Origin of the sequence: Berryella intestinalis (genome assembly GCF_000814825.1) — a bacterium.
GTDB classification, from domain to species: domain Bacteria; phylum Actinomycetota; class Coriobacteriia; order Coriobacteriales; family Eggerthellaceae; genus Berryella; species Berryella intestinalis.
Genome location: NZ_CP009302.1, coordinates 1 through 13,633, shown reverse-complemented (window position 1 = coordinate 13,633; position 13,633 = coordinate 1). Strand labels below are relative to the sequence as shown.

Below are 13,633 nucleotides of genomic sequence, written 5' to 3'. Positions count from 1 at the left end.
CATACCCGCTTATTGTCGCACTCATCTTAATCGCGAATGCAGCATGCACAATAAGGACACCGTTAGTTCACGACGGTTGTCAAAACGGGCGGGGCGCCCCATGCCGGGCGCCCCGATCCCCTACCTACTGCTTGTTCGCTTTTTTGCGGTCGATCGCCGACAGCAGGCGCTTCCTCAGTCGGATCGACTGCGGAGTCACCTCGACCAGCTCGTCGTCCTCGATGTACTCGAGCGCCTCTTCGAGCGTGAACGTCTGGGGAGGCGTGAGCGAAATCGCCTTATCGGCCGACGAAGAGCGCTGATTGCCCAGGTTCTTCGACTTCTCGACGTTCACCACCATGTCGCCTTCCTTGGCGGATTCGCCGACGATCATGCCCTCGTAGCAGTCTTCGCCCGGGCCGACGAACAGCTTGCCGCGCTGCTGCAGCGTGTCGAGGGCGTACGCGACCGACTTGCCCGTGTCCATGGCGATCATCGAGCCGTTTTTACGGTGACCCATCTCGCCGCGATAGGCGCCGTACTCGGAGAAGTGGTGGAACATGACGGCTTCGCCGCGCGTCGCGTTCAAAAGGCGCGTGCGCAGGCCCATCGTGCCGCGCGAGGGGATCTTGAACACCAGATGGGTGTCGTCGCCGCGTTGGTACATGTCGATCATCTCGCCGCCGGCGGTGCCGAACACCTCGATGGCCTTGCCCGCATACTCGCTGGGAACATCCACCGTCGCCTCCTCGATGGGCTCGAGCTTGTTACCGCGCTCGTCTTTCTTGATGATCACGCGCGGGCGACCCACCTGAAATTCGAACCCTTCGCGGCGCATCGTCTCCATAAGGACCGAAAGATGCAGGACGCCGCGCCCCGCGACCTCCATCCCCGTCGAATCGGGAACGTCGGTGATGCGCATGGAGATATTGCTCTCGGCCTCTTTGAGCAGGCGCTCCCGAATCTGGCGACCGCCGACGATATCCCCCTCGCGGCCCACGAGCGGGCTGGTAGAAGGCTCGAACACGACCGCCATCGTGGGCTGCTCGACCTCGATGGGATCGAGGCGGATGGGGTTCTCGCGGCTGGTGACCATGTCCCCGATGTCCGCGTCCTCGACGCCCACCACCGCGATGATGTCTCCCGCCGTGGCCTCGGCGACCTCTTCTTTACCCAGGTCGCTGAACACCATGACCTGCTTGATCGAGGTGTTGTAGCGGGTTCCGTCGTTTTTGATGACGAGGGCCTGCTCGTTTTTGTGCATCGTGCCCGAATACAGTCTCCCGACTCCGATGCGGCCCACGAAACTGGAATGGTCGACCGTGCAGATCTGGAGCGCGACGGGGCCCGACGGCTCGCAATCGGGCGAGGGGACCTTGTTCACGATGGTGTCGAGCAAGGGGATCATATCCATGTTGTCGTCATCGTGCGCATAGCGGGCGTATCCGTTCATCGCAGAGGCGAACACGACAGGGAAATCGAGCTGCTCATCGTTCGCATCGAGCTCGACCATCAGATCGAACACCTCGTCGACCACTTCGTCGGGACGGGCGCCGGGGCGGTCGATCTTGTTCACCACCACCACGATGCGCAGGCCCAGGGCCAGCGCATGGCGCAAGACGAACCGCGTCTGGGGCATGGGGCCCTCGAAAGCGTCCACGATGAGCAGGGCGCCGTCGGCCATGTTCAGCACGCGCTCCACCTCGCCGCCGAAATCGGCGTGACCCGGGGTATCGATCACGTTGATCTTGACGTCGCCGTATTTGATGGCGATGTTCTTAGAGAGGATGGTGATGCCGCGCTCGCGCTCCTGGTCGTTGCTGTCAAGCACGCGCTCTTCGACGCGTTGGTTCTCGCGGAACGCGCCGGCGGCGTACAGCAGCCGATCGACGAGCGTAGTCTTGCCGTGATCGACGTGGGCAATGATGGCGACGTTGCGGATGTTCTCCTGTTTCAATCTGACTTCTTTCTGTTGGAATCCCGATGGGGATTCGGTCGGCCTTCGCGTCTTTTCAAGACGATGGTTGATGGTTAGCTGTCGGACCGCTCGCTTGCGAGCTCTTCCTCGATTCGGCGCTGCTCTTTCTTCAGCTTCTTCAGATGCTCGTCGATGGTGTTCACCGTGTTGTTCGATGAGAACAGCTGGACGACGCCCCACACGGCAACCGCCGAGGCGATGCCCGCAATAGCGGGGATGCGGCGCAGCCCGAACGCGACAAGCCCGCCTGCAACGAGCATGATCAGACCCTGCCTTCTTTGATCGAGCGCCAGGTCTTTCTGCTCGACCAGCTGAACGCGCGCCTGGGCGATGCCCGCAAGGCGCGCAGAACGCGTATCCCCTGTATACGGCTTGTCGGAAGATTGCCCGCGAACAGAGGAAGACGAGCCGCCCTTCATGAGGAAGTCATACGCTTCCTGCAGGTATTTGAACTGCTCGGTCGCGCGGGACTGAAGCTTGCTGTTCGAAGCGAACTTGTCGGGATGAAGGATCTGGACCATCTCCCGGTAAGCCGACTTGATATCGTCTACCGAGGCACTGTGGTCGAGGCCAAGCGCCCGTAGAGCTTCGTCTCTGTTCATTCAACCCTCCTTCGACTCCCGTGCGACCTTACATGGTAGCGGGCGGCCGCTCTTTTCGCCGGCATCGGGCGCAATTGCCATAAATATAACGGGGATCCCAGATGAAAGCGCGAAACGCGCCGCGGGCACAAAAAAGCCGCCCCGAAGGGCGGCGGTTTCTCTGGTGGAGAATAGGGGGATCGAACCCCTGACCTCAGGCTTGCAAAGCCCGCGCTCTCCCAGCTGAGCTAATTCCCCGAAGAAGCACTCTTGTAATAAACGCTCCACCGGCAAACTCGGCTCACGGTGGAGCGTTTATCGCAAAGTAAGTGGTGGGCCCGAATGGATTTGAACCAGCGACCTCACGCTTATCAGGCGTGCGCTCTAACCAACTGAGCTACGGGCCCTTGCAAAAGTGCTTGAACACCTTACGTCAAATATCTCCGAAAGGTCAAGCGAAAACTTCGACATTTTCTTTTTTTCCTTACCGGAGACCGAAAGAAAACCTCCCTGCCGCATACCGCAGCAGGGAGGTTTCACGTGAAACGATGAGACGGGAAAACCTACTCCTCGGCGCCATCCTGATCGGAGGCCTCGTCGTCGAAATCGTCTATATCGACTTCGTCGGCCTCGTTTTCTTTCTTGCGGCTCTTCTTGCCCTTCTTCGTCACCGCCACAGCCGAAACGCGATCGTCGTCGGCAACGTTCATGATGCGCACGCCCTGGGTGGAGCGGCCCTGCATCGTAATGCCCGACACCGCCGTGCGCACGACCACGCCCTCCTCGGACATGATCATGACCTCGTCGTCCTCGTCGACGATCTTCGTATCGATGAGCAGGCCCTTCTTAGCCGTCATGTTGATGGTGAACACACCCTGGCCGCCACGGTGCTGGTCAGGGTATTCGGAAACCTCGGTGCGCTTGCCGTAACCGCGCTCGGTAAGAACCAGGAGGCAGGCGTCATCATGGGCGATCTCCAGGCCAAGCGCGGTCGCGCCCGCGGAAAGCGTGATGCCGCGCACGCCCATGGTGTCCCGACCCATCGGACGGGCTTCGGATTCGTCCCATTTGATGGCTTTGCCGGCGGTGCTGGCCATAAGGACCTTGTCGCCTTCGGAAACGCGTTTCACCGCGATGAGGGTATCGTTATCCTTGAGGTTGATGGCGATTAGGCCGTCTTTGCGGGTGCGGTCGTAAAGCGCCATGGAGGTCTTCTTCACCATACCCTGCGACGTGGCGAACATCAGGTACTCGTCCTCCGGGAAGTCCTTGGTGGCGATAACCGCCGAGATAACCTCGCCCTTCTCGAGAGGCAAGAGGTTCACGATGGCGGTTCCGCGCGCATGGCGCGACGCCTCGGGAAGCTCGTACACCTTCAGGCGGTACACCTTGCCCTTCGACGAGAAGAACAGCATGTAGGAATGGGTCGATGCGACGAAGATATGATCGACGTAATCGTTGTCCTTGAGGTTCACGGCCTGGGTACCCTTGCCGCCGCGTTTCTGGGAACGGTACGTTGCGACGGGGAGGCGCTTGATGTAGCCGGCCTTCGTCACCGTAACGACCATGTTCTCGTCAGCGATGAGGTCCTCGACGTTGATGTCTTTGGCCTCCCCGCCGATCAGCGTGCGGCGCGGGGTGCCGAAACGCTCTTTGATTTGATTTCCTGCATCTCCTCTTTGATGATGCCGCGCAAAAGCGTGTTGTCGGACAGGACGCGCTTGAAGTACTCGATGCGCTCGCGCAGTTCGGCCAGCTCCTCCTCGAGTTTCGCGCGCTCCATGCCCGTCAGACGGCGCAGGCGCATCTGGAGGATGGCTTCTGCCTGCTTGTCGCTCAGCGCGAATCGCTCCATCAAGCGGGAGCTTGCCTCGGAATCGGTCTGAGACGAGCGGATGATGGCGATGACCTCGTCGATGTTATCGAGCGCGATGAGGTACCCCTCCAGGATATGCGCGCGCTCTTCGGCCTTGGCAAGCTCGTAGCGGGTGCGCCGCGTGATGACGTCTTCCTGGTGGGCGATGTAGTGGTGAAGGACCTCTTTGAGGGAGAGCACGCGGGGAACGCCGTCGACCAGCGCGAGCATGATCACACCGAAGCCGACCTGGAGCTGAGTGTGCTTGTACAGCTTGTTCAGCACCACCTCGGGAATGGCGTTCTGTTTCAGGTCGATGATGATGTCGATGCCGTGTCGGTCGGCGCCGTCGTGGATGTTGCTGATCTCGGGAAGCTTCTTGTCCCTTACCAGCTCGCCCAGCTTCTCCAGCAGGCGCTGGCGGTTCACCTGATAGGGGATCTCCTTGATGACGAGCTGGCTTCGGCCCTGCTTCGTCTCTTTGATCTGGCATTTAGCACGGATCGACAGCGATCCACGGCCCGTTTCGTAGGCGTCGCGGATACCCTTCGACCCCATGATGGTCGCACCGGTGGGGAAATCGGGGCCGGGCATGACCTTCATGAGCTCGTCGACCGTGACGTCGGGGTTGTCGATCATCATGCAGGTGGCATCGATCGCCTCGCCCAAGTTGTGGGGAGGGATGTTCGTGGCCATACCGACCGCAATGCCCGCCGAGCCGTTTACCAGGAGGTTCGGGAAGCGCGCGGGGATAACCTTCGGCTCTTCCAGGCTCTCGTCGTAGTTCGGTTGGAAATCGACCGTTTCCTTGTCCAGGTCGCGCAGCAGTTCCATGGCGGCCTTGTCCAGGCGGGCTTCGGTGTAACGCATAGCCGCCGCAGAATCGCCGTCGATCGAGCCGAAGTTCCCGTGGCCGTCAACCAAGGGCACGCGCATCGAGAACGGCTGGGCCAGGCGCACCATGGTGTCGTAAACGGCCGAATCACCATGGGGATGGTATTTTCCGATAACGTCGCCAACGGTACGGGCCGACTTCATATGCGGGCGGCTGGGCGTGTAACCCGATTCGTTCATGGCATAGAGGATGCGGCGATGAACCGGCTTCAGACCGTCGCGCACATCGGGCAGAGCGCGCGAGACGATAACGCTCATGGAGTATTCCAGGAACGAGGTCTGCATTTCTTTGCCCAGATAAGCGCTGCGAACGATGGTGCCTTCCCCTCCGTTCGCGCCTTCGATCACTTCCCCATGCGGGCGCTCGAGACCCGTTTCCTCGTCGATTTCCGCATTCAGCGCGCCGGCGGGAACAGGCTGGCCGCCGATCTCGAGATCAGAGGCATCCGAAGCGCCGTCGCGCTCGTCCGCGTCGTTGTTGAATTCTTCGCTCATGTGAAAAGCTCCTTAGATATCGAGGAAGCGGACGTCGCGGGCATGCGACTGGATGAAATCGCGGCGCGGTTCCACCTTATCGCCCATCAGATCGGTCACCGCACGCTCGGCCTCGGCAGCGTCGTCTATGTTCACCTGGAGAAGCGTGCGCGCAGCAGGCTCCATGGTGGTCTCCCATAGCTGTTCGGGATCCATCTCTCCCAAACCCTTGTAACGCTGGACCGTCCATTTATCGGGATCTTCGTACTCGGCCAGGGTGGAGCTGAGCGCCTTTTCGTCATAGATGTAACGGTCGATCTTGGTAGAGCGCGAGTTCTTGCGCTTGATACCGAAGATCGGCGGCTGGGCGATGTAGATGTACCCGCGATTGATGAGTTCGGGCATGTAGCGATAGAAGAACGTGAGCAGCAGGCAACGGATATGGGCACCGTCGACGTCTGCGTCGGTCATGATGATGATGCGATGGTAGCGTGCCTTGTCCGGATCGAAGTCGGCCCCGATGTTGGTTCCGATCGCGGTAATGAGCGAGCTGATGGTATCGGACGAAAGCGAGCGGTGAAGCCCCGCGCGCTCAACGTTCAGGATCTTACCGCGCAGGGGAAGGATAGCCTGATGCTTTCGGTCGCGCGCTTGCTTCGCCGACCCACCTGCCGAATCGCCCTCGACGATGAAGATTTCGGACTCGGTGGGGTCTTTGCTCGAGCAGTCGGCGAGCTTGCCCGGCAAGGCGAACGAATCCAGCACGTTCTTGCGGCGCGTCATCTCGCGCGCGCGACGTGCCGCCTCGCGGGCCTTCAAGGCCGACGACGCCTTGTCGACGATGCGGCGTGCGGGCGCGGGATTCTCCTCGAGGAACTCCGCAAGGCCCTGGGTGATGGCGTTTTGAACGAGCGGGCGGATCTCCGTATTGCCCAACTTCGTCTTGGTCTGACCTTCGAACTGGGGATCGTGCAGCTTAACGGAGATAACGGCCGCCAAACCCTCGCGCGTGTCGTCGCCGGAAAGGTTGGAATCCTTCTCCTTCAAAAGCCCCTTGGTGCGGGCGTATTCGTTCAGCGTGCGGGTCAGCCCCTGTTTGAAGCCCTCAAGATGGGTGCCGCCCTCGTGGGTGTTGATGTTGTTGGCGAACGCCATAACGGAATTGGTCGAATACGAGGTAGACCACTGCATCGCGATCTCGACGGTGCCGTCTGCGTTGTCGGCCGCAAAGTAAATGGGCTTGTTCAGGGTTTCCTTGCCCTCGTTGATGAATTTCACGAAGTCGATGAGACCGTTATCGAACTTGAACACCTCCGTGCGATACGAAACGGCCTCCCCATCGACCGGGGCGACCGTCGCGCGCTCGTCGGTGAGCTCGATCTTCAGGCCCTTGTTCAAAAAGGCCATTTCACGGAAACGCGCCTGGAGGGTCTGGTAATCGTATACCGTAGTTTCGGTGAACACCTCGGGGTCGGGCCAAAACGTAACGGTAGTTCCGTCGTGTTTCGAGGTGCCGATCTCATGCAGCTTCTCGACCGTCTTGCCGCGCTCGAACGAGATAGCGTACTCCTTGCCGTCGCGGCGCACCTGCACCTCGACGCGCTTGGAAAGGGCGTTCACAACCGAGATACCCACGCCGTGAAGTCCGCCGGACACCTTGTATCCGCCGCCGCCGAACTTGCCGCCGGCATGAAGGATGGTCAAGACGACCTCGACCGTGGGGATCTTCTCCTTGGGATGCTTGTCCACCGGGATACCGCGGCCGTTATCGACGACCGTGATGGAATTATCCTGATGAATGGTTACCTGGATATGATCGCAAAACCCGGCCAGCGCCTCGTCGACGGAGTTGTCGACGACCTCGTACACCAGATGGTGCAGGCCGCGCGGACCAGTGGATCCGATGTACATGCCCGGGCGCTTGCGAACGGCCTCGAGGCCTTCGAGCACCTGGATCTCGGATCCGCTGTAATTCTCGGAAGATTCTGCCACGGAATCGCTCCTTCTTTCATTTTTTCGGCTATGGGAAAACAGGATGCGAACATGCTCCCGAACCCCTTTGCGAAAGGGGGACGCGAACGCCCACAATCAACCCAACATACTCGCTCCCTAATATATCATTATTGAGGGACGATTAGTTGGTTCTAAATAGGGTCTACACGCCTTAAAACGCGTTGTAAGACCTTGGTTGGAACTCAGTTGGAAGTTTTTCCCATTTTTGTAGAAAAATCGGCAACCATAGCTTTTCCAAGAGCCGAACGCACTTTATCGTTCCGCACTTCCGAAATCCTGTCCTCGATAGCCGCGCGCTCTTCCGAAGAAAGGTCCCTTCTGCGGCAGGTTTGCTTTTCCCCGCCTTCGATCTGGGAGAACGGATGCCTGTAGCGCTGTGTTCCACGTGAAACATGGATATCGAAAACCGAAAGATCCTCCCCGTACATCTTGAAGAACATGAGTTTCATCATTTCCCGCTGCGCATTCAGCTCGGCGGCGAATATGCTCTCATCGACGTAGACGCTGAATTTCTTCTCGGATCCCTCCCGCGTTATGTACACGGCATTGACGTGTTGAAGGATGAGATCCGCCGCATCTGGGTAGACCCTCTCGACCACACCCTTGAAACGCGTCTGCACCTGGGCGACCCGCGCTTGGAGGCGCGCTTGAGAGCGGTCTTGCCCAAACGAAGCGATCGCGGCTGTCAGCTCTGATGAAAACTTTCTCATTGGGCGGTCTCCCCTCCGATGGGAAGTTCTATCACCGTAGCTTTACCCAGCAGTTCCGGATCGAAATAATCGCGCTGCGTCGCCGTGATGAATATTTGAAGCCCGCGGTCGACGAACTCAAGCAAAGCACGCCGGCGGGGACCGTCGAGTTCGCTCATAACGTCGTCGAGCAGCAGCAGGGGCTGGTTGCCGAACGTCGCTTCCATCTGGTCGACCTCGGCTATCTTCCAAGCAAGGACGACGCTTCGCTGCTGACCCTGGGATGCGAAGTCCGAAACATCGCTCCCGTCGAGGAAAAGGCGGATCTCATCGGCATGCGGGCCGATCAGGCTTCTTTTCCTCTGTATTTCGGACTGACGGGTGCTCGACAAGCGGGCGGCCATCATTTCGCGCAGTTCGTTACGCGAAATGTCGGCATCCCCAATCGATACCGGGTATTCCCGCGCTACGGCAGAATCTCCCGATCTATCCCACGAATAGCGGTACGTTGCCGCCAGCACCTCGCGGCCATCCGATATCCGCTCGTAATTTACCTGCGCATACCTCATAAGATTCGAAAAAAGGTTAATGCGGTAGAACATGAGCTGAGCTCCGCAGTTCACCAGCATCTCGTCGATGCTGTCCAGGAGCGAGGATGAGAACGACTCTTCTTTCAACAGGCGGTTCTTATTCTGGATAAGCTTGTCATAATCCCGTTTCACGTTTTGATAGCTTTGGGATATTTGGCTGCCCAAATCATCGAGGGCCGCCCTCTTCACTTGGGAAGAACCCTTCGAAAACTCCAGGTGATCAGGGGCGAAGCACACCGAAGGAACCAAACCCCGCATGTCGGAAGGGGATTTCTTCTTGCCGTTCAAGAAATAAGCCCGTTGGCCGGGTTTCAGATCGAGCCTCATATCGAGCGATCGGGAATCCCCCACCGCTGTCGCCCGAACCGATGCCGAGGATGCATCGCGGCCGATGAGCTGGGAAAGCGTGGGATGCTTGAACGACACCAACGACGTCATCATCTGGATCGCCTCGAGGATGTTGGTCTTCCCCGTCGCATTGCGCCCGACGATCAGGATCAAGTCGGAATCGAAACCCAGTTCCAGCCGATGCCAGCTTCTGAAATCGGACAGGGATATATTCGCTATCTTGAGAGACATGCCGGGCTACGATAAGCGCACGGGCATGACCAGGTACAGATAGTCCTCGGAACGGGTATCTTTGAAAATGCCCGGCTTCATCGATCCCTGCAGCTCGAGCGCGATGGTATCGCTCGGAGCCGAATTGAGTCCTTCCCCGACGTAGGAGCTGTTGAAGGCGATCTCACAGGGATCGCCTTCGACCTGCGCGGGAACGATCTCCTGGGTCGATCCGACATCCTGTCTCACCGAGGAGATGGTGATGATCTGCGCTTCGGGACTCACACTGAAGCGCACCGACGAGCCCGAGGAACCCAAGAGCGCGGCCCTTTTGACAGCCGCGGCCAAAGCAGCGGTATCGACCACGGCGCGCGTTGCGTGCGACGAAGGTAGAAGCTGCTTGTAATTGGGATATTTCCCTTCGATTCGCCTGTTGACGAACGAGGTTCCGCGATACGAGACGACGATCTGGTTTTCCGCCAGGGCGATGGAAATGTCGTCCCCCGATTTGGGTAGCGCCGCGAGCTCGGCCACGAACGCACCCGAGATAACCGCAGAAAACTCCCCTTCTCCCATATCCGATGCCTTCTGGGTGACCGAAAGACGGTAGGAATCGGTAGCTACCATCTTCAGGGCGCCGTCCTCGAGGGTGATGAGGACCCCGGTGAGGATGGGGCGGCTGTCGTCGCGGGAAACCACGTTCGAAACCTTTTTAGCCATGGACGAGAAGGTTTCGAAGGGGATGCTGATCTGCTGGTCGGTTTTGACGAAGGGGAAACCCGGCCAATCCTGAGCGCTCAGGCCTTTGATGGAGAAAGACGAGTTATCGCAGGTGATAGTAGCTGTTTCACCATCCGTCGATACATGCACCGCAGCATCGGGAAGGCTCTTCACGATATCGACGAGCAGCTTTCCCGGAAGAACCGCCGACCCGGCTTCCTCGACAAGGGCCGTTGAGGTGAACTGGATCGAAAGGTCGAGGTCGGTCGTTTGGAACACGATGCTGTCGTGATGGGCTTCGAGGTATATGCCCGCCAGAATGGGAAGCGTGGAGCGCGTGGAAACGCCTTTTTGGACGATCGCGAGAGCGTTGCTGAGCTCTGTTTGATTGATCGAGAATTTCATAGCGCTCTCCCCTGCTGTGTGCATCGATGTTTCTGGATAGATGATTATACGACCATCGACGCGAAGAAGCCGTCACGGTTTCTTCGGCCCGCGCCGGGTCTGTTCTCTGTTTCCATTTTATTTTTTATAAATCAAAGTCGTTGTAGTAATAAGGGATGTCGAATTGTTGATAGCTTCCGTTATTCCAGATAATAGGGAGAATCGCCGTATCGAGAAAGCGTTGGCAACCGCAGAGGCTTTTCAACTTGTTTTATTGCTTTTGTTATTTCTCCCCAGAAAACTCCGTTTTCCCACCGAATTTCACGCGTCTTTCGCCCTTGTTTTCAAGATCAAATGTTTCTAATGATCTTCTTGATCGTCTCGACCTCTTCCTGCACGGCCCTCTCCTTCGTGAAGCGGGATTCCACATCGTTCACCGCGTACATGACCGTCGCATGGTCTCGATCCCCGAAAGCAAGGCCCACCTGGGCGAAGGGGATGTCGAGCATCTCGCGCGAAAGGTACATGCACATCTTTCGCGCATACGAGATGTCCCGTTGGCGCTTCGGACCCACGAGATCGGCATGGGACACGCGGTAGTATTCCTCGCAGGCTTTCTGGATGTCTTCGATCGTGGTCTTCTTCATCGCCCCGCCGGAGAAATGATCCTCCAGAAGCCGCCGAACATCCGCGATGCCGATGACGTCGTTTTCGAAGGCCTCGATGCTCGCGAGCACCTTCGTCACCGCGCTTTTCAGCTCGCGTATGTTCGAACTGGAATTCTCGGCGATGTAGTTTTGGACCTCGTCGGACAAAGATGCCGTCGACTCGGGGTTCATATCCTCGTAGTCCCTCATGAAGTTGCGGATGATGCTCAGCTTCGTCTCCACTTCGGGCGGTTGGATATCGAACGTTCCTCCGGAGTTGAATCGGCTGATGTAGCGCTGGTCCATGTCGATGTTGGAAGGCGCCCGGTCGGCTGAGAGGATGACCTGGTACCCCTTTTCGATACGGTTGTTCATGATCTGGAAGAACAGGTCGAGGGTCTGCTTCTTTCCCTGGAGCTGTTGCACGTCGTCGAGCAGCATGACGTCGGCCTGCTCGTATTTGTTCTGGAAGTTGCGATAGCTTTGCTTGTTCCTATCGTGTTCGGCTCCGGCGTCGATGTACTGGTTCACAAACGACGCCGCATCGACGTACACGCATTCGAGATGCGGCATATTCGCTTCGATGTAGTTCTCGATCGCCCTGATGAGATGGGTTTTCCCCAGGCCCGACTGACCGTAGATGAACAGCGGGTTCATCCTCGTGCCGCCGGGGTTCTCGGCCACGGACACCGCCATGGAATACGCGACGCGGTTCGAATCCCCTATCACGTAGTTCTCGAAGGTGAACGCAGACGACCTGCGGGGCTTCTCCACCACCGCGCTCGGCGCGGTTTGTTCGACGGGAGCCGGGACTGCGACGGTTTCGACCCGCTCGGCGCTCATCTGCGCCGCTGCCGAGCGCATGGCGCGCTCGCGCGCCGCCTCAAGGGCGCTCATTACTGCAGGGTTCAGGGAAGCCGCCGCTCCCGAACCGGATTGAACGGGCGGTTCGCATTCGGCGCGCGCAGTCTGAGGCGCCTGGTTGGCGGATGCTCCTTCCTCCGAGGGATCTGCGTCCGCGGGTGCGCTTGCCATCTGGGGCATCGCAGCCATGTTGCCCGCAGGATTCGACTGCGACGGGTCGACCTCGATCAGAACCGCGTACTCGATCCCGTTCAGGTCGACCAGCGCCTGTTTTACCAGGCCGACGTAGTGCGTTTCCACCCAGTTCCTGATGAATTCGTTGTCGGCGGTGAGCATGAGGAAACCCTCGCTCATCGCCTGGGGCTGCAAGCGCGAGAAGAATGCGTTCACCTGGGCTGTATCGACGCCGCTATACGAGACGACCTTCGCGCAGATCCGTCCCCATTCGCAGATGAGCTGTTCGCCGTCCATGAGTTATTCCTTTTCCTGCAGCCTTTTGGCGATGCTCCGGCCGTATTCGGTGAGCGCCCTCTTCTTCGTTCCCTTAGGCTGTTCTATCAATTTGAGTTCCGTTAGCTTGGCCATGGTCTTGTGGGTCGACGAGTTCGGGGTGTCGGTGTAGGCCGACATCTCGGTCACGCCCAGGGGTCCTTCGACGAGGAATTGCTGCAGGAACAGCTCTTCCTTTTCATTGAGGATCGGCATGCTGACAGAGGGTTCTTTCACAGTGTTGTCAGGGATCCGCTGTCCGTCGACTGCCGTGACTCCACTTGCTTTGGAATCACGCTGAACCGCGGCTCTCAAAGGAGATTCTTGGCTCTCCCCTTCCTTTGCGAGGCTGATGGTCACGACGGCGCCCGCGCCGATGTTGTCCTCGATGAGGACGGTCCCGTGCTCCCCCTCGAAATATTCCTTGACGATAGGCAGGCCGGAACCCACACCCCTGATGTACTTCTTCATCGGCTCCTTCGCCGATGAGAATCCAGGTAGTTGGGCCTTTTCGATGCTGGCGATCCCCGGGCCCTGGTCGGCGAATCGAATGGTGTTGCCGTTATCGAGAATGGACACGACCGCTTCGGTGAACCGGGCATGTATGAAGTTTTCAGACACTTCCTGGATAACGCTGAAGGGGATGGATCCTCCCAGTTGACGGGCAAGCGTGTAGGTTTGGGAGGCGATATCGGTTATGTACTCGTTTGTGGGAGCCGGTTTTATCTTGATCATGCGCGGAGCCGATCTGAGGTTGTCGTACACCGCGATGCGCGCAACGGCGTCAACGAAATCGTAGTCGTATTCACCGGTTCGAACAGCCCGATCGGAGGTATCTTCCCTATGATCGTTTGCGAAGTCGTTCATGTTTTCGTTTGCTTTTCCGTTTCGTACCGTCTCACCGAAGTTTTTTGGAGT

Annotated in this window: 8 protein-coding genes, 2 tRNA genes and 1 pseudogene; all 11 read right to left on the bottom strand. The window is 58.5% G+C overall.

Annotated elements, in window-relative coordinates:
• Positions 1 to 124: 124 nt before the first annotated feature.
• The 11 genes and pseudogenes from typA to JI75_RS00005 all read right to left on the bottom strand — a co-directional run bounded on the left by typA (position 125) and on the right by JI75_RS00005 (position 13,582).
• Positions 125 to 1,936 carry a translational GTPase TypA gene (gene typA / locus JI75_RS00055; RefSeq protein WP_039687826.1) on the bottom strand — a complete coding sequence of 604 codons (1,812 nt, stop codon included), beginning with the start codon at positions 1,934 to 1,936 and terminating at the stop codon, positions 125 to 127.
• Positions 1,937 to 2,010: 74 nt separating this feature from the next.
• The gene (locus tag JI75_RS00050) at positions 2,011 to 2,559 is read right to left on the bottom strand and encodes a J domain-containing protein (protein ID WP_039687824.1); all 549 of its coding nucleotides are present in this window, start codon (positions 2,557 to 2,559) and stop codon (positions 2,011 to 2,013) included.
• Positions 2,560 to 2,720: 161 nt separating this feature from the next.
• Positions 2,721 to 2,796 (bottom strand) — tRNA-Ala (locus JI75_RS00045).
• A gap of 72 nt (positions 2,797 to 2,868) precedes the next feature.
• Positions 2,869 to 2,945: transfer RNA gene (locus JI75_RS00040), tRNA-Ile, on the bottom strand.
• A 156-nt stretch (positions 2,946 to 3,101) separates the two neighbouring features.
• A pseudogene (gene gyrA, locus JI75_RS09405) lies at positions 3,102 to 5,782 on the bottom strand (DNA gyrase subunit A).
• A gap of 12 nt (positions 5,783 to 5,794) precedes the next feature.
• On the bottom strand, positions 5,795 to 7,753 hold the full coding sequence (gene gyrB, locus JI75_RS00030; RefSeq protein WP_039687822.1) for a DNA topoisomerase (ATP-hydrolyzing) subunit B: 1,959 nt from the start codon (positions 7,751 to 7,753) through the stop codon (positions 5,795 to 5,797).
• Between the two features lie 203 nt (positions 7,754 to 7,956).
• Positions 7,957 to 8,484, bottom strand: coding sequence for a hypothetical protein (locus JI75_RS00025; RefSeq protein ID WP_052241454.1), 528 nt, complete (start codon positions 8,482 to 8,484; stop codon positions 7,957 to 7,959).
• Positions 8,481 to 9,632: a DNA replication/repair protein RecF gene (gene recF / locus JI75_RS00020; protein ID WP_039687820.1), complete on the bottom strand. Its 1,152-nt coding sequence runs from the start codon at positions 9,630 to 9,632 to the stop codon at positions 8,481 to 8,483. Before recF ends, JI75_RS00025 begins: the two co-directional genes overlap by 4 nt.
• 6 nt (positions 9,633 to 9,638) lie before the next feature.
• Positions 9,639 to 10,736 carry a DNA polymerase III subunit beta gene (gene dnaN / locus JI75_RS00015; protein WP_039687818.1) on the bottom strand — a complete coding sequence of 366 codons (1,098 nt, stop codon included), beginning with the start codon at positions 10,734 to 10,736 and terminating at the stop codon, positions 9,639 to 9,641.
• A gap of 329 nt (positions 10,737 to 11,065) precedes the next feature.
• A complete protein-coding gene (gene dnaA, locus JI75_RS00010; protein ID WP_039687816.1) occupies positions 11,066 to 12,697 on the bottom strand; it encodes a chromosomal replication initiator protein DnaA in 1,632 nt (543 codons plus the stop codon).
• Between the two features lie 3 nt (positions 12,698 to 12,700).
• Entirely contained in the window at positions 12,701 to 13,582 is an 882-nt protein-coding gene (locus JI75_RS00005) for an ATP-binding protein (protein ID WP_039687814.1), read from the bottom strand.
• Between the last annotated feature and the right edge of the window lie 51 nt (positions 13,583 to 13,633).

Coding starts and splice junctions, on each gene's coding strand:
- dnaN (WP_039687818.1), bottom strand. CDS start 10,736: ATGAAATTCTCGATCAATCAAACAGAGCTCAGCAACGCTCTCGCGATC.
- dnaA (WP_039687816.1), bottom strand. CDS start 12,697: ATGGACGGCGAACAGCTCATCTGCGAATGGGGACGGATCTGCGCGAAG.
- JI75_RS00050 (WP_039687824.1), bottom strand. CDS start 2,559: ATGAACAGAGACGAAGCTCTACGGGCGCTTGGCCTCGACCACAGTGCC.
- JI75_RS00025 (WP_052241454.1), bottom strand. CDS start 8,484: ATGAGAAAGTTTTCATCAGAGCTGACAGCCGCGATCGCTTCGTTTGGG.
- JI75_RS00005 (WP_039687814.1), bottom strand. CDS start 13,582: ATGAACGACTTCGCAAACGATCATAGGGAAGATACCTCCGATCGGGCT.
- recF (WP_039687820.1), bottom strand. CDS start 9,632: ATGTCTCTCAAGATAGCGAATATATCCCTGTCCGATTTCAGAAGCTGG.